This window comes from Lentzea sp. NPDC092896, assembly GCF_044754905.1.
Classification (GTDB): Bacteria; Actinomycetota; Actinomycetes; order Mycobacteriales; family Pseudonocardiaceae; genus Lentzea.
This window is the reverse complement of the sequence record NZ_JBIVPX010000008.1, coordinates 266,102-291,331: the sequence shown is the minus strand read 5'-3', so window position 1 is coordinate 291,331 and position 25,230 is coordinate 266,102. Positions and strand designations below refer to the sequence as shown.

The 25,230-nt window shown below is 68.5% G+C and carries 24 protein-coding genes; 14 read left to right on the top strand and 10 right to left on the bottom strand.

From position 1 onward, the window contains the following. Positions 1–15 precede the first annotated feature (15 nt). The 8 genes from ACIQF0_RS34045 to surE all read left to right on the top strand — a co-directional run bounded on the left by ACIQF0_RS34045 (position 16) and on the right by surE (position 12,813). Positions 16–603 carry a nitroreductase family protein gene (locus tag ACIQF0_RS34045; protein WP_360039961.1) on the top strand — a complete coding sequence of 196 codons (588 nt, stop codon included), beginning with the start codon at positions 16–18 and terminating at the stop codon, positions 601–603. Beyond that, on the top strand, positions 594–3,527 hold the full coding sequence (locus tag ACIQF0_RS34040) for a BTAD domain-containing putative transcriptional regulator (RefSeq protein WP_401036466.1): 2,934 nt from the start codon (positions 594–596) through the stop codon (positions 3,525–3,527). Before ACIQF0_RS34045 ends, ACIQF0_RS34040 begins: the two co-directional genes overlap by 10 nt. A gap of 210 nt (positions 3,528–3,737) precedes the next feature. Continuing rightward, complete coding sequence (locus ACIQF0_RS34035; RefSeq protein WP_401036463.1) at positions 3,738–5,768, top strand: tetratricopeptide repeat protein; 2,031 nt, start codon at positions 3,738–3,740, stop codon at positions 5,766–5,768. A gap of 360 nt (positions 5,769–6,128) precedes the next feature. Next, positions 6,129–6,677 (top strand): Uma2 family endonuclease, encoded by a 549-nt coding sequence (locus tag ACIQF0_RS34030; RefSeq protein WP_093599297.1) that lies wholly within the window; start codon positions 6,129–6,131, stop codon positions 6,675–6,677. A 144-nt stretch (positions 6,678–6,821) separates the two neighbouring features. Next, on the top strand, positions 6,822–8,993 hold the full coding sequence (locus tag ACIQF0_RS34025) for a germacradienol/geosmin synthase (protein WP_401036459.1): 2,172 nt from the start codon (positions 6,822–6,824) through the stop codon (positions 8,991–8,993). A gap of 91 nt (positions 8,994–9,084) precedes the next feature. Continuing rightward, positions 9,085–10,173 carry an FAD-dependent monooxygenase gene (locus ACIQF0_RS34020; protein ID WP_401036456.1) on the top strand — a complete coding sequence of 363 codons (1,089 nt, stop codon included), beginning with the start codon at positions 9,085–9,087 and terminating at the stop codon, positions 10,171–10,173. 101 nt (positions 10,174–10,274) lie between these two features. Then, the gene (locus ACIQF0_RS34015; RefSeq protein ID WP_401036453.1) at positions 10,275–12,005 is read left to right on the top strand and encodes a family 20 glycosylhydrolase; all 1,731 of its coding nucleotides are present in this window, start codon (positions 10,275–10,277) and stop codon (positions 12,003–12,005) included. A gap of 61 nt (positions 12,006–12,066) precedes the next feature. Continuing rightward, positions 12,067–12,813 carry a 5'/3'-nucleotidase SurE gene (gene surE / locus ACIQF0_RS34010; RefSeq protein WP_401036450.1) on the top strand — a complete coding sequence of 249 codons (747 nt, stop codon included), beginning with the start codon at positions 12,067–12,069 and terminating at the stop codon, positions 12,811–12,813. Here the strand turns inward: surE and ACIQF0_RS34005 are convergent. The 10 genes from ACIQF0_RS34005 to ACIQF0_RS33960 form a co-directional block, all read right to left on the bottom strand. Continuing rightward, positions 12,764–13,105: a hypothetical protein gene (locus ACIQF0_RS34005; protein WP_401036449.1), complete on the bottom strand. Its 342-nt coding sequence runs from the start codon at positions 13,103–13,105 to the stop codon at positions 12,764–12,766. The two genes, surE and ACIQF0_RS34005, sit on opposite strands and share 50 nt — an antisense overlap. 6 nt (positions 13,106–13,111) lie before the next feature. Beyond that, the gene (locus ACIQF0_RS34000) at positions 13,112–13,507 is read right to left on the bottom strand and encodes a DUF5313 family protein (RefSeq protein WP_401036447.1); all 396 of its coding nucleotides are present in this window, start codon (positions 13,505–13,507) and stop codon (positions 13,112–13,114) included. Beyond that, positions 13,504–13,953, bottom strand: a complete 450-nt coding sequence (locus ACIQF0_RS33995; RefSeq protein WP_319978024.1) for a MarR family transcriptional regulator — start codon at positions 13,951–13,953, stop codon at positions 13,504–13,506. The genes ACIQF0_RS34000 and ACIQF0_RS33995 overlap by 4 nt, the downstream gene beginning before the upstream one ends. Positions 13,954–14,019: 66 nt before the next feature. Beyond that, positions 14,020–14,844 (bottom strand): alpha/beta fold hydrolase, encoded by an 825-nt coding sequence (locus ACIQF0_RS33990; RefSeq protein ID WP_401036445.1) that lies wholly within the window; start codon positions 14,842–14,844, stop codon positions 14,020–14,022. Positions 14,845–14,853: 9 nt separating this feature from the next. After that, the gene (locus tag ACIQF0_RS33985; RefSeq protein WP_401036443.1) at positions 14,854–16,185 is read right to left on the bottom strand and encodes an FAD-binding oxidoreductase; all 1,332 of its coding nucleotides are present in this window, start codon (positions 16,183–16,185) and stop codon (positions 14,854–14,856) included. Then, entirely contained in the window at positions 16,182–16,760 is a 579-nt protein-coding gene (locus ACIQF0_RS33980) for a TetR/AcrR family transcriptional regulator (RefSeq protein WP_401036440.1), read from the bottom strand. The genes ACIQF0_RS33985 and ACIQF0_RS33980 overlap by 4 nt, the downstream gene beginning before the upstream one ends. A gap of 69 nt (positions 16,761–16,829) precedes the next feature. Further along, positions 16,830–17,906 (bottom strand): PLP-dependent aminotransferase family protein, encoded by a 1,077-nt coding sequence (locus tag ACIQF0_RS33975; protein ID WP_401036438.1) that lies wholly within the window; start codon positions 17,904–17,906, stop codon positions 16,830–16,832. Between the two features lie 30 nt (positions 17,907–17,936). After that, positions 17,937–19,133 carry a PI-PLC domain-containing protein gene (locus ACIQF0_RS33970; RefSeq protein ID WP_401036436.1) on the bottom strand — a complete coding sequence of 399 codons (1,197 nt, stop codon included), beginning with the start codon at positions 19,131–19,133 and terminating at the stop codon, positions 17,937–17,939. Between the two features lie 333 nt (positions 19,134–19,466). After that, positions 19,467–19,970 carry a hypothetical protein gene (locus ACIQF0_RS33965; protein ID WP_401036433.1) on the bottom strand — a complete coding sequence of 168 codons (504 nt, stop codon included), beginning with the start codon at positions 19,968–19,970 and terminating at the stop codon, positions 19,467–19,469. Positions 19,971–20,182: 212 nt separating this feature from the next. Beyond that, positions 20,183–20,386, bottom strand: a complete 204-nt coding sequence (locus tag ACIQF0_RS33960) for a cold-shock protein (protein ID WP_030479286.1) — start codon at positions 20,384–20,386, stop codon at positions 20,183–20,185. A 139-nt stretch (positions 20,387–20,525) separates the two neighbouring features. Here ACIQF0_RS33960 and ACIQF0_RS33955 point away from each other — a divergent pair, with 139 nt between their 5' ends. The 6 genes from ACIQF0_RS33955 to ACIQF0_RS33930 all read left to right on the top strand — a co-directional run bounded on the left by ACIQF0_RS33955 (position 20,526) and on the right by ACIQF0_RS33930 (position 25,222). Further along, complete coding sequence (locus tag ACIQF0_RS33955) at positions 20,526–21,626, top strand: acyl-CoA dehydrogenase family protein (RefSeq protein ID WP_401036430.1); 1,101 nt, start codon at positions 20,526–20,528, stop codon at positions 21,624–21,626. Further along, complete coding sequence (locus ACIQF0_RS33950) at positions 21,626–22,627, top strand: s-methyl-5-thioribose-1-phosphate isomerase (RefSeq protein WP_401036427.1); 1,002 nt, start codon at positions 21,626–21,628, stop codon at positions 22,625–22,627. Before ACIQF0_RS33955 ends, ACIQF0_RS33950 begins: the two co-directional genes overlap by 1 nt. Next, positions 22,624–23,280 carry an acireductone synthase gene (mtnC, locus tag ACIQF0_RS33945; protein ID WP_401036426.1) on the top strand — a complete coding sequence of 219 codons (657 nt, stop codon included), beginning with the start codon at positions 22,624–22,626 and terminating at the stop codon, positions 23,278–23,280. The genes ACIQF0_RS33950 and mtnC overlap by 4 nt, the downstream gene beginning before the upstream one ends. Further along, on the top strand, positions 23,277–23,873 hold the full coding sequence (gene mtnB / locus ACIQF0_RS33940) for a methylthioribulose 1-phosphate dehydratase (protein ID WP_401036424.1): 597 nt from the start codon (positions 23,277–23,279) through the stop codon (positions 23,871–23,873). The genes mtnC and mtnB overlap by 4 nt, the downstream gene beginning before the upstream one ends. Next, positions 23,870–24,433 (top strand): 1,2-dihydroxy-3-keto-5-methylthiopentene dioxygenase, encoded by a 564-nt coding sequence (locus ACIQF0_RS33935; protein WP_401036422.1) that lies wholly within the window; start codon positions 23,870–23,872, stop codon positions 24,431–24,433. Before mtnB ends, ACIQF0_RS33935 begins: the two co-directional genes overlap by 4 nt. Positions 24,434–24,544: 111 nt before the next feature. Then, the gene (locus ACIQF0_RS33930) at positions 24,545–25,222 is read left to right on the top strand and encodes a polysaccharide lyase family 7 protein (protein WP_319978036.1); all 678 of its coding nucleotides are present in this window, start codon (positions 24,545–24,547) and stop codon (positions 25,220–25,222) included. Positions 25,223–25,230: the final 8 nt, after the last annotated feature.

The window sequence follows — 25,230 nt, the reverse complement described above, 5'->3', positions numbered from 1 at the left end:
TATCTGGGGGTAGCGATGGAGTTCCAGGACGTGGTCCGCCGCCGGCGCATGGTGCGGAAGTTCACCGACGAGCCGGTCAGCGACGAGAGCGTTCAGCGGATCATGCGCAACGCCGTGCGCGGCCCGTCCGCCGGGTTCTCGCAGGGCCAGGGGTTCCTGGTGCTGCGGGACGAGCCGTTGCGGCGGTTCAGCGAGAAGTTCGAGTGGTGGGGCGGGGAGGACGCGAAGACGGCGCCGGTCGTCGTCATCCCGTTCTCGGCCAAGGACGTCTACCTCGACCGGTACGCGCAGGCCGACAAGGGCTGGACCGACCGCGCCGAGGACCACTGGCCGGTGCCCTACTGGGACATCGACACCGGCATGGCGTCGCTGCTGATCCTGCAGACCGTCGTCGACGAAGGCCTCGGCGCCGTGTTCTTCGGGACGGACAAGGACACCTGGCCGGAGCTGCGCGCGGAGTTCGGCGTGCCGGACATGTACGTGCCGATCGGCGTGATCGCGATCGGGCATCCCGCCGAGGAGGGCATCTCCGAGGGCGCCTCCCCGCGCACCCGCAAGCGCCTGCCGTTCGACGAGGTCGTGCACTGGGGTCAGTGGAAGTGAGGTCGTTCGGCCTGCTCGGGCCGTTGGACGTGGTGCTCGACGGGCACCGCGTCCACATCCCGCCCGGCAAACGCCGGGTGGTGCTCGCCGCGCTTCTGCTGCGGCCGGGGCAGGTGGTTCCCGTCGACGAACTGGTCGAGCTCGCCGGCGGTTCGCGCAACGCCCTGCAGACCACCGTCGGCCGGCTCCGCGAGGCCCTGCCGGGGCTGGTGCTGACCAAGCCGGGCGGGTACCTGCTGGACGTGCGGCCCGACGAGGTCGACGTGCACCGGTTCGACCGGCTGGAGCCGCGGGAGGCGCTGGCGCTCTGGCGCGGCCGCCCGTTCGCGGACATCGGCAGCGACGCGCTCGAACGCGACCACGTGCCCGCGTTGACCGAGAAGTACCTCGTGACCCTGGAAGCGCGGATCGAGGCCGATCTGCGCGCCGGCGGGCACGAACGGCTGGTGCCCGAACTGCGCTCGCTCACGAGCCGGCACCCGACCAGGGAACGGATGTGGGCCCAGCTGATCGTGGCGCTGCACCGCTGCGACCGGCAGACCGAGGCGTTGCAGGCCTACGACGACATCCGCGGCAGACTCGCCGCGGAACTCGGCCTCGACCCCGGCAAGGACCTGCAGAAGGCCCACCAGCAGGTGCTCACCGCAGACAACCGCCCGCGCGCCCGCAACGACCTGCCCGGCGACATCGCCGACTTCGCGGGCCGCGCCTCCGACCTGGACGAGATCCTCGCCGCCGTGCCGTCCGGCTGCGTCGCGATCACCGCGATCGACGGCATGGCGGGCATCGGCAAGACCACGATCGCGGTCCGTGCCGCCCACCGGCTGGCCGCGCGCTTCCCGGACGCACAACTGTTCGTGGACCTGCACTCCTACACGGCGGGCGTCGGACCGCGCACCCCGTCCGACGCACTGCTGGCGTTGCTGACCGCACTCGGCGTACCGGCACAGGACATCCCGGACGGCCTGGACGCCCGCGCCGCCCGGTGGCGGGCGGAAATGGCGCACCGCAAGGCACTGGTCGTGCTCGACAACGCGGGCAGCACCTCCCAGGTCCGCCCGCTGCTGCCCGGCACCGGCCTGGTGCTGGTCACCAGCAGACGCCGGCTCGTCGACCTGGACGCCGCGCACACGATCTCGCTGGACGTTCTGTCCGAAGAGGACTCGCTGAACCTGCTGGCGAGCATCGTCGGTCGCACGAAGCTGGACCAGGACCTGGACTCCGCACGCGAGATCGTCCGGCTCTGCGGCTACCTGCCGCTGGCCGTCCGGATCGTCGGTGCCCGCTGGCGCACCAGACCGGCGTGGTCCGCGCAGGACCTGACCCGCCGTCTCACCGGGCAGAGACTGAGTGAGCTGACCGCGGGCGAACGCAGTGTCGAGGGCGCGTTCGCCCTGTCCTACCAGCAACTCACGGCCGAGCAGCAACGCCTGTTCCGGCGGCTGGGCCTGCACACGGGCGAGGACTTCGACGCCCACCTGGCCGCCGCGGTGATCGGCACGACGCGTGCGGAGGCCGAACGGCTGCTGGAAGAACTCCTGGACGCGCATCTGGTGCAGCAGAAGGAGAACGGCCGCTACCGGTTCCACGACCTGGTGGCAGACCACGCGAAGGCCAGCGTCGAGGAGGACGAGAAGGCCGAGGCCACCACCCGCCTTCTGGACCACTACCTGCGCAACGCGGCCGAGGCCGCGGACGTGCTGAACCCCGGCCGGCCGCGCATCGACATCGTCGTCCAGTTCGAACCGACCGGCCCGCTGCGGTTCGCGACGCACGCCGACGCGGTGGCATGGCTGGAGAAGGAGCGGCTCAACCTGAAGGCGGCCGTGTACCTCGCGGCCTACCAAGGGCACTACCGGCACGCGTGGCAGATACCGCACCTCATCGCGTACTTCCTGCTGATGCGCGGTTACGGCCGCGAACGGGTGGAGCTGCAGAGCCTCGCCCTGGCGGCCGCTCACCAGCTCGGTGACCTGAAGGCCCGCGCGGAAGCGTTGCGGGGACTGGGATCGGCGTACATGGAGGACAGCGACCCGCGTGCGGTGGAACACCTGCACCAGGCGCTCGACCTGATGCGGCAGATCAAGGACCTGCGCGGCGAGGCCTCGACCCTGGGGATTCTCGGCAACATCGCGCGGGAGCGCCGCGAGCTGGACAAGGCGATGGTGTACTTCCAGCGCGGTCTCACGCTGATGCGTCACATCGGCGCGAGAACGGGCGAGGCGAACGCGTTGCACAACATCGGCATCGTGTACGCCGAGCGAGGCGAGAACGACCAGGCCCTGGTCCACATCCAGAAATCGCTGGAGTTGCTGACGGAGCACGGCGACGTGCGGTCGTGCGCGGTGGTCCTGCACGACATCGGTTACGTGCACTACAACGAGTACAGGGACGAGGAGGCCGTCGAGTTCATCGAACGTACCCTCGCGGTGTACCGGGAGTCGGGCGACTGGCGCGGCGGGGCGATGGCCATGGCCGACTTCGGCTACCTGCTGTACGCCATGGGCAGGCTCGACCAGGCCCGCGAGATGATGCGCGTGATGCTCCGGCAGACCCGCGAGTCGATGGGCCGGCCGGACGACGAGTCCGTCCTCGCCGCCATGGAGGACGTCAGGGATCACCAGGGCGGGATCGCGATCCTGATCTCCCTCGCCCTCGACGCCGAGCTGGCCGGACGGCTGAGCGCGGCGGCGGGATACGCCCAGCGGTGCCTCGACATGGTCCGCCGCAACAAGCGGGGCTGGGGTGAGGCGCGCCTGCTCATCCAGCTGTGCGGCCTGCACCACGCGCTCGGCGAGACCGCCGCCGCGATCCGCTGCGGCGAGGAGGCGGTGCAGGCCGCCGAACGCCTGTGCCAGCGGCGGACCGTCGACCGCGCGAAGCAGGCACTCGCTACAGCGTCAGCCCCAGCGTCACCAGCGTGATCACGGCCGCCGCCAGCACGGCGAAGGCCACCCACTGCCGCACCCTGTCACCTGTCGTACGCATCCCCGGCTCCCCTCGGTGGTGATGCCACCGAGGGTGGACAGGCCCGTCCCCACCTCGTCCCCACCGCGATCACACGGCCCGTGAAGCCGCGCGAATTCTGTGTGAGACTGAATTCCCCTGACTGGTCCCCGGCGGAAGGGAGCGATGTGCAGACCGCGCTGTTCCCCCGCCCGCACCAGCTTCCCGCCGCCGTCGCCGACTTCGTGGGACGCGAGGAGCTGCTCCAGTCCGTCGTCGACCGGATCATCCCGTTTCCGCAGGTCGTGCTGCTGACCGGACCGGTCGGCACCGGCAAGACGACGCTCGCGGTGCACGCCGCGCACCGGGTCGCGAACGGCCACTTCCCGGACGGTCAGCTGTTCGTGCGGTTGCGCGGGACGACGCCGTACGAGGTGCTCGGCCGGTTCCTCACCGCGTTCGGACTGCCCGCTCCCGGCGATTTCGCCGCCCGGCTGAGCGCCTATCGAGACGCTGTCGTGCGCCAGTCGCTCCTGCTGGTGCTGGACGACGCGACGAGCGTCGACCAGGTGAAGCCGTTGCTGCCGCACGCGCCTGGATGCGCGGTGCTCGTGACTTCGCGGCACACCTTGAAGTTGCCGCACGTCGTCGAGGTCGGTCCGCTGGAACCCGCGCAGGCCATGATGTTGCTGGGCAACCAGATCGGCCCCGACCGGCTGGCCGCCGAGGACGCCGGGGAACTGGTGGCGGCTTCGGACTGCCTGCCGCTCGCGGTGCGGATCGCCGGCGCGGTGCTCGCGGCGCGTCCGCACTGGCCTCTCTCCCTGCTGACCGGCCAGCTGCGCGAATCGCGGCTGGAGTCCCTGTCGCACGGCGGTTTGTCGGTGCGGGCGAGGCTGGAGGAGACGGCGGGGGACCTGAGCCCGCACGCCCGCCGGTTGCTGGGCCTGCTCGCGGACGTGGGCGTGCGGCGGTTGCCTTCCTGGGCGCCGGTGGCGGCGTTCGGCGACGTGCGCGGACAGTCCGCTGTGGACGAACTGGTGTCGGCGCACCTCGTGTCGGTCAGGGCGGACGGCTACGCGGTGCCCGGGCTGGTGCGGGAGTTCGCGGCGGGCCAGTCCGCCGCCGGCGAGGCCCTGCGCCGCGTGCTCGGCGGCTGGCTGTACCTGCTGGACCAGGCTCGCACGGCGGTGTACGGCGGCGACTTCTCCGTAGTGCGCGGCTGTTCCGCCCGCGAGGTGGTGCGGCCGGAACGGCTGCTGCGCAACGATCCGCGGGAGTGGCTGGAGTCCGAACGCGAGAGCCTGTGCGACGCGGTCGAGCTGGCCGCCGCGGCCGGTCTGGACGAACCGGCCTGGGAACTGGCGCACCGGCTGGTGACGTTGTTCGAGACGAGCAGCGGCTTCGAAGGCTGGCAGCACACGCACGACATCGCGCTGGCGGCGTGCGAGAAGGCGGGCAACCGGCGCGGTGCCGCCGTGCTGCACTGCTCGCTCGCGTCGTTGCACATCAGCCAGAGCCGCTACGACCTGGCGCACGAGATGACCTTGCTGGCCAAGGACTTCTTCGAGGACCACGACGACCTCGCCGGCCTCGGGCTCGTCTACCGCAACCTCGGCATCGTCGCCCGCTCGTCCGGCGAGCTCGCCGCCGCCCGCCGGTGGTACCAGCGCGCGCTCGCGGTCTACGAGCGCTTCAGCGACCCGGTCGGCGAGGCGTCCGTGCTCCAGAACCTCGCCCAGATCGACCTGTACGACGGCGACCAGGCCGGTGCCAGGGAACGCCTGAGCACCGCGCTGGCCGCGTGCGACGGCGCCGGCCCGGCACGGGTGCTGGCGCAGATCAACTACCGCCTGGGCAAGCTGCTGGCCGTGGACGGGCAGCACGACGAGGCGTTCGACGTGCTGACCACCGCGCTCGGCCTGGCCCGTGCCGCGCGGGACCGTCGTGGTGAGAGCTTCGTGCTGTACGCGTTGGGGCGCAACGAGTTCGTGCGCTGCCGGCTCGACCAGGCGCGCACCCTGCTGCGTGAGGCGGCGGTCATCTGCGAGGCGACCTTCGACCTCGTGGGCGCGGCCAGGGCCCGCCTGGAACTGTCCCGCGTGCACCGGGCGTGCGGCGAGGTCCAAGTCGCCGACGAGTTGGAAGCGGCGGCCCGTGCGGTTTACTCGGAATTCGGTCTGAAACCCGTGCTCGGCGATTTGATCTTTCAGCCGTAAGACTGGTGTGAGGTATTGCTCCAACCGAGTGCTTGGCTCACCCGTAAGATTCCGTTAGGGTCGCATTCGCGAGCAATTGGCAGGGCGGACGACGTTATCAAAAATCGCCCGAAAATTGATCAAAAATTAGTCACTTGTTCGTTTGCAACCATGATGCTGCTCCGTCCGGGTGGTGCCTTCCACGGCAGGACCAGTCGCTGCTCACCCTGCGGGACGGTGTTGACGGAGACGTGTGCGTGCAGTGGTGCGGGGTCGGCCAAAAGGGGCTTGCGAGTCGTGAGAATCGGACCAGTCTTGTCTAATGGCATCGCCGGGATCCGTCCGGCGGACAGTGGCCTCGACACGGGGGTGGAACGCACCATGGGTGGTGTCCCTACGTTTCCCCACGGCAGACCACTGACGTGGGCGGACCTGGAGGCGATGCCTGATGACGGGCACCGTTTCGAACTCGTCGACGGGGTGCTCGTCATGAGCCCCTCACCCCGCCCCGTGCACCAGCGGGTGGTCGCCCGGCTGCTGGTGGCGCTGACCGCTGTCTGCCCACCGGAGCTGGAGGTCCTTCCCGCTCCGGTCGACGTCGTGCTCGCCGACGACACGGTCTTCATCCCCGACCTGGTGGTGGGCCGCCGCGAGCAGTTCTCGAAGCAGGCGCTCATCGGACCGCCGGTGCTGGCGGTCGAGGTCCTGTCGCCGCGCACGCGACACGTGGACCTCGAACTCAAGCGGGCGAAGTTCCAGGAAGTCGGCTGCGAGAACTACTGGATGATCGACTACGACAGTCCGTGGCTGCGGTGCCTGCACCTGGAGAACGGCGTCTACGTCGAACAGGCGCGCTCCGACGGCGAAGAGATCATCGAGCTGCAGTTCCCCTTCGCGGTGAAGCTGAGCGCCCAGTCGCTGGTGCGCTGAGTGTTCGCCGGTCGGAATCGACTGGGCTGAACGGGCGACGTCGATCTACGAACGTGTGGATCAACGTTTCACCATCTGGCGTCCTCGCGCGGAGGGCTGGTTGCGTGCAACGCGACACGTCCACCGCGCGGAGGTTCACACCACATGCAGCCGTTCCAGCTGCCGGAGTTCTACACGCCCCATCCGGCCAGGCTGAATCCGAACCTCGAACGCGCCCGCGTCCACACACGGGCCTGGGCGCACGAGATGGACATGATCGACGTGCCGCAGCACGGGACGGTGATCTGGACCGACGACGACCTCGAGTCGCACGACTACGCGCTTCTCTGCGCGTACACCCACCCCGACTGCGACGGTGAGACGCTCGATCTCGTCACCGACTGGTACGTGTGGGTCTTCTACTTCGACGACCACTTCGTCGAGCTCTACAAGCGCAACCCGGACATCAAGGGCGCGCAGGCCTACCTCGACCGGCTGCCGTTGTTCATGCCGGTCAACGGCGTGATCACCGAGACGCCGACCAACCCCGTCGAGAAGGGGCTCGCGGACCTCTGGCGCCGCACGGTCGGCAAGCACTCGCTCGACTGGCGCGAGCGGTTCGCCGACAACACCAAGCACCTGCTCGACGAGTCGATGTGGGAGCTGCACAACATCAGTGCGAAGCGGCTCAGCAACCCCATCGAGTACGTCGAGATGCGCCGCAAGGTCGGTGGGGCGCCGTGGAGCGCGAACCTGGTCGAGCACGCGGTCGGTCTCGAAGTGCCGGCGTCCATCGCCCTCAGCCGCCCGATCGGGGTCCTCCGGGACACGTTCAGCGACGCCGTGCACCTGCGCAACGACCTGTTCTCCTACGAGCGCGAGGTGCTCGACGAGGGCGAGCTGTCCAACGGCGTGCTGGTGTTCGAGAAGTTCCTCGACATCCCCACCCAGGAGGCCGCGGAGGCCGTCAACGACCTGCTGACGTCCCGGCTGCACCAGTTCGAGCACACGGCGCTCACGGAGGTGCCGATCCTGCTGGACGAGCACGCCATCGACCCCATCGGGCGCGCGGCCGTCCTGGGCTACGTGAAGGGCCTGCAGGACTGGCAGGCGGGCGGCCACGAGTGGCACCTGCGGTCCTCGCGGTACATGAACAAGGGACTCGCCGCAGAAGCCACGACCCCGTTCGGCATGTCCGCGGCGAACATCCTCGGCTCGTACGCCAAGACCATGCCGCAACGGCTCAAGCAGTTCAGCAGCACGCCGAAGGTCGTTGAGCCGTACGTGCTGCCGTCCTTCGACGTGCCGTTCACCCTCACGCTGTCCCCGCACCTCGACCAGGCGCGCGAGGAGGTCATCACCTGGGGCCGGGAGATGGGCATCCACGGCGAGGGCATCTGGGACGAGGCCAAGCACCGCGGCTTCGACCTCGCGCTGTGCTCGTCGGGGCTCGATCCGGACGCGACGCCGGAGGAGCTGTTCCTCTCGGCGGCCTGGCTCACCTGGGGCACCTACGCCGACGACGTCTACCCGTGGGTGTTCGGGCGGCTGCGGGACCTGGCCGGGTTGAAGATCCAGACCGCGCGGCTCAAGCAGTGCATGCCGCTGGACATGGTGCTGACCGTGGCGCCGGTCAACGCGATGGAACGCGCCCTGGCCGACCTGTGGCAGAAGACCGCCGGTCCCATGTCCGGCGAGTTCCGCGCGACGTTCCGGCAGACCGTGGACGACATGGTGGACGCGTGGGTGTGGGAAGTGGTCAACATCCAGCAGAACCGCGTGCCGGACCCGGTCGACTACCTGGAGATGCGGCGGTCGACCTTCGGTTCCGAACTGACGACGTCGTTGTCGCGCTTTTCGCATTCGACGACGGTGCCGCCGGAGATCTGGGGAACCAGGGTCATCCAGACCATGGAGCGGTCGGCCATGGATTACTGCTGCCTGCTCAACGACGTCTTCTCGTACTTGAAGGAGATTCAGTACGAGGGCGAAGTGCACAACATGGTGAAGGTGATCGAGACCTTCCTCGGCGTTTCTCAGTCCCGCGCGTTCGAACTGACCTACGCGTTGATGGACGCCCGCCTCGGGCAGTTCGTCGCCTCGGTCGACACGCACCTGCCGAAGATGTTCGAGGACCTCTCGCTGGACTCGGCCACGCGGGCGTCGCTGACCCGCTACGCCGACGAGCTGAAGGACTGGATCGTCGCGATCATCAACTGGCACGAGGGAACCAGCCGGTACGGCGAGGACGAGATCCGGACCCCGGTGAACTCGGCGGTGTTCAGCCAGGGCCCGTCGGGCATCGGCACGTCGGCCGCCCGGCTCCTCGTCCGGTAAGTCGCTGTCAGGCGCTGACCGCCGATGGTCAGTGGACGGTCAGCGCCTGCCCGCACCTTGTGAGCAACACCGACTCACAGGGGGCAACACCATGAAGAACGTCCTGATCTCCGGCGCCAGCATCGGCGGACCCGCGCTCGCCTACTGGTTGCGCCACCACGGTTTCGACGTCACGGTCGTGGAGCGGGCCCGCGGCATGCGGCCCGGCGGCCAGGCCATCGACGTGCGCGGCCCGGCCCTGGAGGTCATCGAGCGCATGGGTCTCGGCGACCAGCTGAAGTCGTTCAGCACCAACATGCGCGGCATGAACGTGGTCGACGCCGACGGCAACGAGCTGTACCGCTCGACCACGCACACCCTGAGCGGCGGCGACCTGTCGAGCCCCGACGTCGAACTGCTGCGCGACGACCTCGCTCGGATGATCTTCGACGCGGTGGACGGCGTCGAGTACCTGTTCGACGACACGATCACCGCTGTCGACGGCACCCGCGTCATGTTCGAAAAGGCGGCACCGCGCGACTTCGACGTCATCGTCGGCGCCGACGGCCTGCACTCCAACGTCCGCAAGCTCGTGTTCGGACCCGAGTCGGACTTCATCACGCACCTCGGCATGAACCTGGCCGTCTTCACCGCGCCGAACTTCCTCGGCCTCGACCACTGGCAGACGTTCCAGCAGGGCGAGGTCGTCGGCGGCGGCATCATGAGCGCCCGTGCCAACGCGGAATGCCGTGTCTACATGGGTTTCAACGGTGTGACCGAGTTCGACCACCGCGACGTCGACGCCCAGCGCGCCCTGATCGCCGAGAAGTTCGCCGACGCCGGCTGGGCGTGGCCGACCGCGCTCAAGCACATGTGGGAGGCCCCGGACTTCCACTTCGACTCGATGAGCCAGATCCGGATGGACTCCTGGTCACGCGGCAACGTCGTGCTGCTCGGCGACGCCGGCTACTGCGGTTCGCCGTTGTCCGGGCAGGGCACCAGCATGGCCCTGATCGGCGCGTACGTGCTCGCCGGAGAACTCGCCAAGGACCCGTCGACCGCCTTCCAGCGCTACGAGGAGATCCTGCGGCCTTACGTGGTCGCCAACCAGGACATGGCGCTGAAGAACCAGGAGAACGGCGGCGCGCCCACCGAGGAGTTCGCCGAGGTCGTCAACAGCCTCACCCTTCCGGCCTACTGACCAAGTCACGAGCAAAGAATTGGCTCAGACCATTGACGACAAAAGGGATGTTTGAGCAGGCTGGAGGCAGGGTCGCCGCCCCCGACTCGTGAGGAGGAGTCGTGAGAACTCGCGTTCTCGCCGCGGTCATCGCTGTCACGGCAGCGTTGTCCGTCAGCGCGCAGTCGCAAGCCGCGGAACCACTGCAGAGCCTGGTGCCGGTCCCGGTGTCGGTGCAGGCCAGGAGCGGTGTCACGCACACCCTGACGGCAGCCACGAAGATCTACACGGCCCCGGCCGCACGCGACGTCGGCACCTTCCTCGCCGGAGTCCTGCGGCCCTCGACCGGCTACGCCCTGCCGGTGTCCGACACGACAGGAACGCCGGCCGACGGCATCTCGCTCCTGCTCTCGGGCGCACCCGGCACGGTGGGGGACCAGGGCTACCAGCTCGACGTCGCCGCGAACAGCATCGTGTTGCGCGCCAACACGTCCGAGGGTCTGTTCACGGGCGTGCAGACGCTGCGGCAGCTGTTGCCCGCCAAGGTGGAGAGCACGACCGCGCAGGCCGGTCCGTGGACCGTGCCGGGCGCGTTGATCGTCGACTACCCGCGGTTCTCCTACCGCGGCGCGATGCTCGACGTGGCCCGTCACTTCCACCCGGTCTCGACGGTCAAGCGCTACATCGACCAGCTGGCGCTCTACAAGATCAATTACTTCCACCTGCACCTGAGCGACGACCAGGGCTGGCGGATCGTGATCGACAGCTGGCCGAGGCTCGCGACGTACGGCGGCAGCACGCAGGTCGGCGGCGGCCCCGGCGGTTACTACACCAAGGCGCAGTACAGCGAGATCGTGCAGTACGCGGCCTCGCGCAAGATCACGGTGATCCCCGAGATCGACCTGCCCGGCCACACCAACGCGGCACTGGCCTCCTACGCGGAGCTCAACTGCAACGGCCAGGCTCCGCCGCTGCGCACGGACATCGAGGTCGGCTACTCCTCGTTGTGCGTGAGCAAGGAGATCACCTACCAGTTCCTGGACGACGTGATCCGCGAGATCGCGGCGCTCACGCCAGGCCCGTACTTCCACATCGGCGGCGACGAGGCGCACTCGACGCCGGACGCCGACTACCAGACGTTCATGAACCGCACCCTGCCGATCGTCAAGAAGTACGGCAAGACCGCGCTCGGCTGGCACGAGTTCGTGAAGACCACGACCGACACCACCGCCATCCCGCAGTACTGGGGCACCACCACGTCCAACGCCGTGGTGCAGGCAGCGGCGGCACGCGGCCACAAGGTCATCATGTCGCCCGCGAACAAGGCGTACCTGGACATGAAGTACAACTCCAGCACGCCTTTGGGCCTGTCGTGGGCCGGTCTGATCGAGGTCCAGACCGCGTACGACTGGAACCCCGGCACGCACCTGAGCGGTGTGCCGGAGTCCGCGGTCCGCGGCGTCGAGGCTCCACTGTGGAGCGAGACGCTGGTGACCGGCCGCGACATCGAGTTCATGGCGTTCCCGAGGCTCGGCGCGATCGCCGAACTGGCCTGGTCGCCGTGGTCGACGCACAACTGGGACCAGTTCAAGGTGCGCCTGGGCAACCAGGGCCCGCGCTGGACGACCATGGGCATCAACTTCTACAAGTCCACCCAGGTGCCGTGGGACACCGGCGGCGGCCCCGGTCCCGGCCCGTGCGCGGAGCCGGCGTGGGAGCGCGACAAGGTCTACACCGGCGGCAACGTGGTCTCGCACAACGGCCACAAGTGGAACGCGCAGTGGTGGACGCGAGGTGAGGAGCCAGGCACCACCGGCCAGTGGGGAGTCTGGCGCGACGCGGGCGTCTGCTGATTGAGTTGTGAGGGCCGCGGGACTCTTCCCGCAGCCCTCACCACGTTCTACGGGGGTCCTGATGCGCGTTCTGGTCACCAACGACGACGGCATCGACTCGCCGGGGCTCTACGCACTGGCCCGCGCGGCCTCGTCGCTCGGCTGGGACGTGCTGGTCGCGGCACCCGCGGAGGAGGCGAGCGGAACCGGCACCAGCGTCGCCTCGCACTCCGGCCGGGGCAGGATCGCGATCGAACGCAGGCAGACGGAAGGGTTCGAGGCGCTGGCCGTCGCCGGGCACCCCGCGCTGATCTCGTTCGTCGCCTGCCAGGGCGGGTTCGGTGAACGGCCTGACCTGGTGCTGTCCGGCGTGAACCTCGGTGCGAACACCAGCACCGGGATCCTGCACTCCGGCACGGTCGGCGCCGCACTCGCCGCGGGCGTCCGCGGGGTCTCGGCGATGGCGGTGTCGCTGGACGTGGCGTGGGACGGAACGACACCGCTGTGGGACACGGCGACCGATGTCGCACGGGCGGTGCTGCCGATGCTCGCGGAGATGCCGGCCGCGACCGTGCTCAACCTCAACGTGCCGAACACCGCCACGGTGCGGGGCATCGAGTGGGCGAGCATCGCGCCGTCGAGTCCCTACGAGGTGCAGTTCGAGATGAACGGCGACGAGCTGAAGGTGCGGGGCGCCAAGACCGGACTCGAACCGGTTCCCGGCACCGAGGTCGCGTTCCTGGCCGACGGTTACGCGGCGTTGACGCCGTTGCTCTCCGTCACCGCGGGCCCTGCCGAGGGCCTGCTTTCGCCGGCCTGGCCAGCGTGATCAGAAGCCCGATCAGGGCCGTCCGCACCTCGAGAAAACTTTCGGTCGTCACGTCGTTGAGCGAGAAAGCCAGCATCCCGAACGACAACAGCAGAAGAATCCCGTACATCCGCGCGAGGTCGTGCCGCCACGCCATCGCGACGCCCAGTGCCCCGACGCCGATCTGGATCACGTGGTAGTTCGGGTCCAATCCGAACACGTCGAACCATCCGAACGCGAGCTGCAGCAACCCTGCCGTGAGGGTGAGCGCCTGCGGCCTCGTGAACTCGAACTGATCGTTCAGCAAGGCCATAGGTCTCTACCCTTCGGATCGCCGCCAGACCGCGTCGTACTGCGCTTGTCGTTCGCGGTCCCGCACGGCGTTTCGATCCCGGCGACCCTGAGTCGCCGCCCCTCGTGGATACCCGTACTTCGTGAGCCGGTAGTCCACACTTTCGGGTGCGTAGGAGAGCGCGAAGTACAGTCCTACAACGAAACCGAGCGCTCCGCACGCAATTGCCAGTGGCCACGCCGAGCCGAGTCCGAAGACCAGTGCCAGCGTGATGGCCGTCGTCAGCGGCGTGACCTGCACGAGACTGCGCACCGTGAAGCGCATCAACCACTTCGGACCGGTCACGTCCTCGAAGACGAACTCCCGGTACTGCTGCGGAAGTCTGCCGCCCGCGTAGTACCAGAGCTTGAGCGCGGGGTTCATCGGACGGCCTTGGCGATCACCTTGTGCAGCACCTGGTTCAGCTGCGCGAGCTCTTCGAACGTCATGTCGAGCTGCTCCACGACCTTGAAGGGAATCTTCAGCGCTTCCTTGCGGAGTTCCTGCCCTGCCTCGGTCAGGGTGAGCGCGAGCGCGCGCTCGTCCGCCTTGTCCCGCTGCCGCTCGACGTACCCGACCGCCTCCAGTCGCTTGAGCAGCGGGCTGAGGGTGCCGGGGTCGAGCTGCAGGACGTTGCTCAGGTCCTTGACGGTGCGCGGCGACCGTTCCCAGAGCGCCAGCATCACCAGGTACTGGGGATGCGTGAGGTTCAGCGGCTCCAGGATCGGGCGGTAGACCGCGATCACCGTCCGGCTGGCCACGGCCAGCGCGAAGCAGACCTGCCGCTCCAGTTCGAGCGGGTTCTCCGGAATACTTGGTGTACTAATCATTGGTGTACACACTAACTCGGAGGCGCGTTCGGATCCAAGAGGTGTGGTGCAGGGCTCAGGGGTGGACTACTTCAGAGCTTCGGCGAGGACCTCTGCGGTGACGGCGGCGCCCGCGCGGGTCATCACGGTGCCACCGTGGTCGACCTCGTTGATCAGCACGGGTTCGCGCAGCACGGGCAGGGCGGCGCGGAACTCCCGCGCCTGCTCGACGGTGTAGGCGGGCGGGCTGTCCGGGCCGGTGCTCCACTCGGCGTGCAGGAACCAGGCCGGCACGGTCAGTTCCCGCCAGCGCGACTTGCCGAAGATGACGTCGGTGGCGTCGGCGATCAGGGTGTCGGCCGGGAGCCGCAGGTGGCCGTCGGCGGTCAGGTCGTGAGCGAAGTAGTCGCGGACCAACGGGTCGGTGGCGTCGATCAGCGGGTTCGCCGCAGCTTGGACGGCGAGGTACTCGTCGACGGTCCAGGTGCGTTCGCGCGCGGCCACCTGCGGGGCGAACGCGGCCGAGAGCAGTTCCTCGGTCATCTGGGCGTGGGCGGGCATGGGAAAGCCGCCGTCCACGAGCACGAGCGAGCGCACGCGGTCCGGGTGGCGCACGGCCAGGTCGACGGCCACGTACGCACCCATGGACATGCCGCACACCGTCACGGTCTGGAGGTCGAGGGCGTCGAGCACGCGGACCATGTCGTCGGCGTGCTGCCCGATGCCCGCGCCGGGCACCTCGAAGCTGTCGCCGCGGCCGCGCAGGTCCGGCGCGATGAGGGAGAAGCGGTGTGCGGCCACCCAGTTCCACAGCTTGCGGCTGCCGCTGACGCCGTGGATGGCCAGCACGGGCGGAGTGTCGCCGTCGTGGATCTCGACGGCCAGGTCGCCACCGTCTACCGGAACGAACATGCGGACTCCTTAGGCCTTGCCGGGGTTGAAGAGGTTCAGCGGGTCGAGCGTGTGCTTGATCGCCTGCTGCACGGCGTGGGCGCCGGGGCCGAGTTCGCGGATCATGCCGTCGCGCTTGAGCAGGCCCACGCCGTGCTCGCCGGTGACGGTGCCGCCGAGCGCCAGGGCCCGGTCGATGATGTCCTCGAACGCCGCCTGCGCCGCGATCCTGGCGTTGTCGTCGCCGGGCGGGGTGATCAGCAACGGGTGCAGGTTGCCGTCGCCGGCGTGCGCGATGGTCGCGATCCGGACCTGGTGGCGCGCGCCGATCTCCTCGATGTGCGCGAGCATCGCGGGGACCGCGGACCGGGGCACGCAGACGTCCTCGGTGAGCAGCGGGCCCAGGCGTTCGAGCGCGGGGTAGGTGAGGCGCCGGGCGGCGAAGAGGGCCTCGGCCTCGGTCGAGTCGGTGGACCGCTCCGTCCAGACGGCGCCCGCGTCGGTGAAGGCCGCGACCAGGCCGTCGGCGTCGTCGGGTGTTTCGGCGCGGGCCAGCAGCATCGCCTCGGTGTCCGGCTCGATGCCGAGGTGCTTCCAGTCCTCGACGGCCTGCAGGCACGCACGGTCGATCAGTTCCAGCGCGGCAGGTTGCAGGCCTCGGCTGGTGCTCAGCGCAACGGCCTGACCTGCGGCGACGAGGCTGTCGAACGCGCCGACGACGGTGCCGGCGGGACGCGGGGCCGGGCGCAGGCGGACGGTGATCTCGGTGACGACGCCGAGCGTGCCCTCGGAGCCGACGAGCAGGCTGGTCAGGTCGTAGCCGGCGACGCCCTTGGTGGTGCGCCTGCCCAGGCGCACCGCGGTGCCGTAGTCGACGGGGCCACCCAGCACGGCTTCCAGGCCGAGCACGTAGTCGCGCGTCACGCCGTACTTCAGACAGCACAGGCCGCCCGCGTTCGTGGCGACGTTGCCGCCGATCGTCGACCACGGCGAGCTGGCCGGGTCCGGCGGGTACCAGAGTCCTTGCGCGGCAACGGCTTTCTTGAGGTCGTCGTTGACGACGCCCGGCTGCACCACGGCGAGCAGGTTGTCCCGGTCGATCTCGAGGATCCGGTCCATCCGGCTCAGGTCGAGGACCAGGCAGCCGTCCGTCGCGTTGGCGCCGCCGGACAGACCCGTGCCCGCACCTCGCGGCACGATCGGGACGTTGTGCTCGGCGCACGCTTTCACGGCCTGCCGCACGTCCTCTGTGGACTGTGGCCGGAGCGCCGCGTACGGCGTGCCCGCCGGTGCCCACTCGGCCTCGTCATGACTGAGGCCGGCCAGCGTGTTCGGGTCGGTGATGAGTCCAGGCAGCTTCATGACCGCTCCAACGCGCCGTGCGCGGCCTTGTGCGCGACCCGTTCCAGCTCCGCGCCCCATTCGGCGGGCGTGGTGCCGGCGTGGATCGGGACCGCGCCCATGCCCGCCACCGCGAACCGGGCGAAGAGCACCAGGTCGAAGGCCTGCTCGGGGGACGCGAGCGGGGGAGTCAGGATCGTCGCGATCTGCGCGGCGCCGGTGTTGAGTTCCTGCGTGCCGGTCGCGATGAGGTCCGGTTCCCTGACGATCACCGCGCGGCGGCCGAGTTCCAGGGCCCACTGCTCGGGGGTGATCGTGTCGATGGCCGTGCGCACGGCTTTGCTCAGTGCGGCAACGGGATCCGGGTCCGGGGTGAGGGCGCGGACGACCCGGCTGAGGAACGCGTCGTACCAGAAGATCGCGGCCTTGGTGCCGAACGTGCGGAACAACGTGCGTTCGGAGACGCCCGCGCGGTCGGCGATCGCCTTGGTCGACGTGGCGGCGAAGCCCTGGTCGAGGCACAGGGCGATGGCCGCCTCCTGGATCGCGAGGCGGGTGCGCAGGTCCTTCGCGGCGCGCGTGGTCAAGGTGTCCACGTCGCCACGGTAGCGCGAAATGTCAGTTACTGCCAGAAGTTCTGGCAGTAACTGACACTTTCTGGAGTCTTAGAGCGCGCGGACGGCCGCGCCGAGGCGGGTGATGCCCTCGTCGATCTGCTCCGGCGTGACGCCCGAGAACGCGAGGCGGAGGGCGTTGTCGCCGCCCTCCAGCAGGAAGTCCGAGCCCTTCACGAACTCGACGCCGTGCTCCTTGGCGACCGGCACCAGCTTGTCGATGGACACGCCCGGCAGCTCGACCCACATGAAGTAGCCGCCCTGCGGCGCGGTGAAGACGGCTTCCGGCAGTTCGCGCTGCAGCGCGGCGACGAGAGCGTCCCTGCGGGCGCGCAGCGCCGTGCGGACGTTCACGACCGACTCGTCGAGACGGCCGGAGCGGCAGTACGAGTTCACGATCGACTGCGCCACCATGTTCGGCGAGATGTACGTGGTGGTGGCGATGTCCTGCACGGCCTTGATGACGGCCTTCGGGCCCACCAGGTAACCGCAGCGGATGCCGGGCGCCATGGTCTTCGAGAACGACGACGCGTAGACGACCTTCTCGTTCTTGTCCTGCGAGAGCATCGTCGGCAGCGGCTCGCCCTCGAACCGGACCTTGACGTACGGGTCGTCCTCGAACAGCACGAAGTCGTACTTGGCCGCGAGGTCGAGCAGGCGGGCGCGCTTCGCCTCGGACAGCGTGTAGCCGGCCGGGTTGTGGAAGTTCGGGATGATGTGCGCGAGCTTCGGGCGCACACCGCTCTCCAGCAGCTTCTCGAGCGCGTCGACGTTGATGCCGTCGGTCTCCAGCTCGATCGCGTGGATCTTGGCGCCGCGCTGGCGCAGGTTCAGCAGCGTGCGGTCGTAGGTCGGAGCCTCGACCACCACGTCGTCGCCCTGCCCGACGAGCAGTTCGAACAGGAACGCGTCGGCCTGCATCGAGCCGTTGGTGACGAGCACCTGCTCCGGCGCGACGCCGTGCTGCTCCGCGAGCCAGGTGCGCAAAGGCACGTAGCCGACGCTCGTGCCGTACGCGAAGGTGCCGCCGGGGTCGTCCGTGAAGGCTTTCTGCGCTGCTTCGCGCAGACCTTCCTGGTCGATGATGTCGAGAGAGGGCGCTCCGCGCGTGAACAGGATCGAGGCCATGCGCGGAGCGTACAACTCCCACAATCTGGGCTACGGCCTATATACGTATGAGTTGAGCAGGCTCACCGCCGCCTGGGCATTGCCCAGGTGATAAAGATCGACTGCCAGGAAGTTCGGCTTCTTGCGCGCCGCGGGCTGGCAGAACTGCTGCGCGCGGTTCGCGAGCTTGCCGTTGTCCGTCGTGGCCGTGCTCGTGAACGGAACGTCCCGGAAGTGGTTCATCACGAACAAAGGCTGGAAGCTGCCCGTCGCGGTGAGCGGTTTTTCATCCCATCGGCTGTAACAGGACCAGTCGGAACTGCCCAGGCCCGAACCCATCGACCAGTAGTTCTCGACCGTCCAGTCCTTCTGGTAGAGCACGCCGCTGTCCTCACGCCCGTCCTTGCCGTGGTCGGTGAAGATGATCAGCCGCTTGTTGCCCGCCTGCAGCTGACTGCGCGTGGGCCACCCGTTCTGCTGCACGCCTTCCGCCCGGTACAGGACGTCGTTCAGCCCCTGCACCTTGCGCAGTTCGGCGCGCAACGTGTTCGCGTCGACGTAGTCCTCCAGGAAGACCGTGATGATCTCGCCGCGGTTGTTGCGCAGGAAGTCCACGATCCGCTGGACGTCGACGTTGAGCGCGACCGGCTTGCTCACGAGCGTGCAGCTGTTGTGGCACAGGATCGCGCCGTCCGAGGTCTGGTGAATGTCCAGCATGAAGCCGCGAACGCCGTCACTCAGCTGCTGCACGATGCCGCGCGTCTGGTTCTTGGCGAGGTCGACGAACGGCGGCGCGAACCCGCCGTCCACCCCGTTCGCATAGGCGTTGTGGGCGGTCAGGAACGTCATCTGGTCGAGCCGCGGATCCGCCGGCATCGCCTCGGTCTGACCGCTGACCGGCGTCAGGTACCAGCGCGACTCGCCATTCAGGCTGAAGAATTCCCATTGATCACCGAACTGACGGGGCTCGTGAACCGTATCCCCTTGTGAACACGAACCCATGGTGAGCTGACGGGTGATGCACTGACCCGGCGAGTCGGTGTTCTCGAACCTCCCGTCGCTCAGCCGCCACTGCTGGCGGTCCTCGTTGCCTTTGGGGCGGTGCAGCGCCAGTCCACTGCCGCTCTGGGCGACGTTGAGTCCGGTCCTGACACTGGTGACGTAGAACGTGCCCGCGGGAGCCGCGTCGGCGGTGGCGGGCACCAGGGGAAGTAGCAGCAGGGCTGCGATGGCAGGGAGGTATCGCATGGTGACCAGAGTCATCCATCAGGGTGAAACATGAAACGCTTTCAAGGGTGTGGACGTTTAACACTGTGGGTATCCCCACCATCGTGAATCGCTCTTAGCGAGCAGAGGCACCAGGCGGGAACCGCCACCAGCACGTCGCAGTACAACTCCACGGCAGCCGTCGCCCAGCCGAAGGGTTAGGGCCGGTACTCGGGCGCCGCCTTCACAAGCCGCGCAGGGTTCGACTCCCTCGGTTGCCACTTGCTCCGGGTGCTTCCCGTGAGCGCGCGTCGTCGACATCCCGCGGCGGCAAGGCAGGCGTCGTGGCCGACGGGCCGCGGCGCCTGTGTCGTTTCAGAACGGCGGTTCGCCGCTGAACGTCGTGCCGGTGTCGCGGTCGCGCGGGGTGCGGGACTCGCCCAGTGCGCGCAGCTGATCACCGACGTGTCTCAGGCCCTCGCGCAGTTGTTCCTTGCTCGCCGCGGCCCGGCGGTCTACGCCCATGACGCCGTTCAGTTCGCTGTTCACCGCGCCGGGATAGCGGCCGGTCTCCGTCGCCAGCAGGAAAGCCGCCTTGTTGAGGGACTTCCGCAAGCTGTGCGAGGTGGTGGTCCTGGGCGCGGAGCGGCTGGGGCGCCAGGGGAAGAGCGCGGCCTCGCGTCGGGGGAGCGCAGGCGCCGCCCGGTCCCGCCGCTCGCGGTTCGCACGGCAGGTCGTGCGTTCGGCCGGGGTCAGGTGGGTCCAGCACGCCTTCGGGTCCGCTGTGGGATCGGCGGGGTCAGGTGCGCCCCAGTCCGCCGCGCGGGCCTCGCAGCGGCGGCCGTCCCCGCGCTGCCGGACGCACTGCCGCGCCGTCACCGCGCGGCCTGCTCGCGCGGCAGGCGATCGCGGCGTTCAGGGCGGCGTGAAGCAACGGAATACATGGGCGGTACCAGGCCTTTCGGTCGTCGTGGCTCTCCAAACGAGCTGATGTGTCCACGATGACAGAGGGGTCTGACACTCCCGAAAACCGTCCGGGCACAAAAGAAGCCCGCCCGGCGCGAAGCCGAGCGGGCCTCGAAGAAGCTGAATCAGATGGCGCGGACGTCCTGCGCCTGCGGCCCCTTCTGACCCTGGCCGATCTCGAACTCCACGCGCTGCTGCTCTTCCAGCGACTTGAAGCCCGAGCCGGAGATCTGCGAGTAGTGCACGAACACGTCCGGACCGCCGCCGTCCTGCGCGATGAATCCGAAGCCCTTCTCGCCGTTGAACCACTTCACGGTGCCCTGCGCCATACCGAATGCTCCCTAGATGTTGGTCCCTCGCCAAAGCGAGGTGCGCGGGCAGTCTGCCAGTCGACGGTCTCTCTCACATCGTGGTTAGCCCGGTGGTGTGACGAAGTAAGTTGAACGTGGTACCCCGAGAGGAGCAGGAATGACGAACTGGCTGGACGTCGCGCACGAGGTTGCGGCGACGCTCAGGTCCGACGCGGCGGACAGGGACCGGGCGAACCAGCCACCCACCAAAGAGGTGGAACTGCTCCGGCAGAGCGGCTTGCTGAACGTCAGCGACTGGACTCAGCAGCAGCGGATCGGCCGGATCATCGGCGCCGCCGACGCCAACGCCGGACACCTCCTCGGGTACCACTACCTGCAGATCTGGCGCAGCGGGCTGTTCGACGCGCCGTTCAGCGTCCGGCCAGACCAGTTCTGGGCCGGCGTCAGCAACCCGCTCGACGCGGCGCTCGAACTCAGCCCCGCCGAGGATGGTTTCGTCCTCAACGGTCGCAAGACCTTCGCCACCGGAGCCGCCGTCGCCGACCGCCTCGTGGTCAGTGCGACCCGCACGGACAACGGCGAGAAACTCACGTTCCTGCTCGACGGAAAAGCCGATGGAATCACCTACTTGGACGATTGGGACAACATCGGCCAGCGCCTCACCGCGTCCGGTGGCGTGACCTTCGAGAACGTCGCGGTCTCCGAGATCCTCGGCGTCCAGCCGGCCAACGAGGACCCGCGCATCAGCCTCGCCGCGATCGGCTTCCAGCTCGTGCTGGCCCAGCTCTACGTGGCCATCGCGGAAGGCGCCCTGCGCGAGGCCGCCGACTACACCCGCACCAAGACCCGCCCGTGGTTCGTCAGCGGCGTCGAGGCGGCCACCGAGGACCCTTACATCGTCGCGGCCTACGGCGAGATGGTGTCGCAGACCAGGGCCGCCGGGTTGCTCGCCGACGAGGCCGCGCGGCAGCTCTGGGAGGCGTCCGAACTCGGCAGGCACCTGACCCCCGCCAAGCGCGGCGAGGTCGCGGTCACGATCTCCGAGGCCAAGGTCGTCAGCACCAAGCTCGTCAACGAGGTCACCAGCCGCATCTTCGAGCAGGTCGGCGCGCGCGGCACAGCGGCCAAGTACGGCGTGGACCGCTTCTGGCGCAACGCCCGCACGCTCACGCTGCACGACCCCGTCGTCTACAAGGCACGCGAGGTCGGCGAGCACTTCCTCACCGGCGCGCGCCCCGCGCACACCGGGTACAGCTGATGCAGCCGGTCCTCGCCGACTCGGTGAAGCTCACCGACGACGGCGTCCTGATCCTCGACCGGCGGCAGTTCCCGTTCGAACGGAACTGGGTGCTCTGCCGCACGGCCGAGGAAGTCGCACGGGCCATCGAGGACATGGTCACCCAGTCCTCCGGCCCGTACTTCGCGGTGCTGTTCGCCATGGTGCTCAAGGCACGCGTCCTCGAAGGCCTGCCGTTCGAGCACGCCCGCGCGCAGCTCGCGGACACCGCCCGGATGCTCGAGAACACCAGGCGCACCAACAACGCCCTGCGCAAGGCGACCAAGATCGTCCTCGAACACGTGGACGCCGCCCAGGACGTCAGGCACGCGTTGGGCGGCGCCGAGGAGGGCGACCGCAGGTACCGCGCCAAGAGCCAGGCGCTGGGCGAGCACACCGCGAACCTGCTGCCCGCCGACGCCACGGTCATGACCCACTGCTGGGCCGACCTGTACCTCACCGAAACGGTCAAAGCCGCGCAGGCGCAAGGCAAACGGCTCAGCTTCTTCTGCACCGAGACCAGGCCGTACCTGCAGGGAGCCCGGCTCACCGCGGAGACGTTGATCGAGATGGGCGTCGACACCACGCTCATCACGGACGGCATGGGCGCCGCCGTTCTGCAAAGCGGACAGGTCGACGCGTTGGTCACGGCGGCCGATCGCGTCACCATGGACGGGCACGTCGTCAACAAGGTCGGCACACTGGGGCTGGCCGTGGCGGCGCACGCGTTCGGAGTACCGTTCCACGCCCAAGTGCAGGCACCCGATCTGCTGGCGCCGACGACGGAGCACGTCGAAATCGAGTACCGCGACGGCTCGGAAGTGTTGCAGGTCCTCGGCAGGCCCAGTGCCACGCCGAGGGTGAAAGGGCACTACCCGGCGTTCGACGTGACACCGCCGCGCTTCGTCACGACCGTGGTGACGGACCGGGGTGTTTACGACGCCGGTGCGCTCGACAAGTACTACGAGGGAGAACAGCGGTGAGCAAGTGGGTCGTGCTCGACATCGAGGGCACGCTGAGCGCGACGGACCAGGTGCTGGTCGTCCTCTACGACTACGCCCGCCCCCGGCTCGGGCCGTGGATCGAGCAGCACGGTGACGACCCGGTGGTCGTCGATGCCGTGCGGCAGATCAAGGAGCTCGCGGGCCACGACGACGTTGTCAAAGCACTGCACGACTGGATGGACGCCGACCAGAAGGTCACGCCGCTCAAGACGTTGCAGGGCCTCATCTGGCAGCAGGGCTACGCGCAGGGCGACCTGGTGGCGGAGTTCTTCCCGGACGTCGTCCCCGCGATCCGCAAGTGGCACGACGACGGCGTGAAGCTCGCGATCTTCAGTTCCGGCTCGGTCGCGGGCCAGGTTGCGTTCTTCCAGCACACCACCGACGGCGACCTGACCCCGTTGCTGGAGCACCACTTCGACACGGTCAACGCCGGTCCGAAGCGCGAAGCCGCGTCGTACCACAAGATCGCGGAGACGCTCCAGAGCGACGACATCACCTTCTACAGCGACGTTCCGGCCGAGCTGCACGCCGCGCAGGAGGCGGGCTGGAAGACGGTCGGCGTCGCCCGCGCCGGTGAGCCGTACGGCAACGCAGACTTCACCCCGCACCCCACGGTCTGGGAACTGTCGTGACGGCGGAACTCGCCCGCGAGTGCGTCCGCTACGCCCAGATGGGCTGGATGCGCGGCACGAGCGGCAATCTTTCGGTTGTCCTGCAACGTGATCCGCTCCGGCTCGCGGTCACGGTCAGCGGCGTCGACAAGGGCGAGATCACCGCGGACGACAGCGTGGTCATCGACGTCGACGGCAACGCGGTGGACAGCGACAAGGTCCCGTCCGCCGAAGCCGGTCTGCACGCGCGGATCGCTCACGTCGCCGGAGCGGGCGCCGTCGTGCACGTCCACGCGCTGGCAGCCGTTGTCGCGGCGGAACACTGGCCCGACGGCGTGGTGCTGCGAGACCTCGAGATGCTCAAGGGTTTCGGCCGCTACGACCACGAAGAGGTCGTCATCCCGGTCGTGAGGAACTCCCAGGACATGCTCGAACTCGGCGACGCCTTCGAGAAGGGCTTCGACCCGAAGGTCCCGGCCCTGCTCGTCGCACGCCACGGCGTGTACGTGTGGGGCGAGGATCTCATGCAGGCACGGCACCGCCTGGAATGCCTGGAGTGGTTGCTGCGCTTCAAGGTGGAGACGCGAGACATCTTTACGGGGAGGCACTCATGACGTTGTTGACCGTGTGGCCGGAAACCGGCCCCGAGGAGACCGTCCTGCGCACCACCGACGCCGAGGAGATCGCCACCGCGCTCAAGGAGCACGGCGTGCGCTTCAGTCGCTGGTCCGTTGTGGACGGTGTCACCGCCGAGAACGCCCTGGAGATCTTCGAGAAGGACATCGCCCGCGTCAGTGAGACGGAAGGCTACGGCTACGTCGACGCGATGGAGATGACCCCGGCCGACACCGACGAGTACCGCGCGAAGGCCGTCGAGTTCCGGAACAAGTTCCTCGCCGAGCACACCCACGACGACGACGAGGACCGCTACTTCGCCCGTGGCGCAGGGGTTTTCTACCTGCACATCGGCGACAAGGTCTACGCGGTGTTCTGCACGGCGGGCGACCTGCTGAGCGTTCCGGCGAACACGACGCACTGGTTCGACATGGGCACGACCCCGGACTACGTCTCGGTCAGGTTCTTCCACGACGACGACGGCTGGATCGGGAACTTCACCGGAAGCGACATCGCGAAGAAGTTCCCGACCTTCGACGAGATCAGTTCAGGAATGTGAAACGTTCGCCTATCTGAACATTGTTCCGGAAACTGAACGAAGTATTGATTCCCTCCGTCCTCTGACCTCACAGTGGTACAGACCACTTATCGAAGGTCGGAGGGATTCACCGTGGAAACCCCTGCACTCCACACGCGACGATCCGTGCTCGCCCTCGCGCTGACCGCACCCCTGCTCGTGGCCCCGGCGGCTCAGGCCCTCGCTCAGCCGCCGTCCGCGCAGTGGGTGTCGGCGCCGTACACCTACACCGTCCAGAAGCCGTACAACCTGGCGCTGAGCAGCCGTTACAAGCTCGAAGGCGGCGTCCACACGATGTGGGTGTACGACTACGACCAGCCGCACACCCAGGGCAGCCCGACGGATCCGCGCACCGAGATGCGCTTCAACCAGGAGTACTCCAGCGGTTCGCGCGCCTGGGAGGGCGAGATCTACATCCCGGCCGGCGTCAGCGGCCCGACCGTCGTGCAGATCCTGCGCGGCAGCCGTCCGGACGGCACCCGCGCCACCGACGTGATGCTCAACGTCGCCAACATCAACGGCGGCACCCTGCGCAAGGACAGCAACCAGGTCATCGCGACCGGCATTTACAACAAATGGTTCAAGATCCGCGTCGAACACACCGCGGTCGCGGGCGGCCGGGGCACCGTGAAGACCTACTACAACGGCGCTCTGAAACTGACCCATCAGGACGAGGGCCCGGCGACGCGCTATTTCAAGAACGGCGTCTACCACCACGGCAGCGGCCGCGCGGAGGCCCGTTTCCGCAACATCACCTACTGGCGCCAGTAACCCTAGAG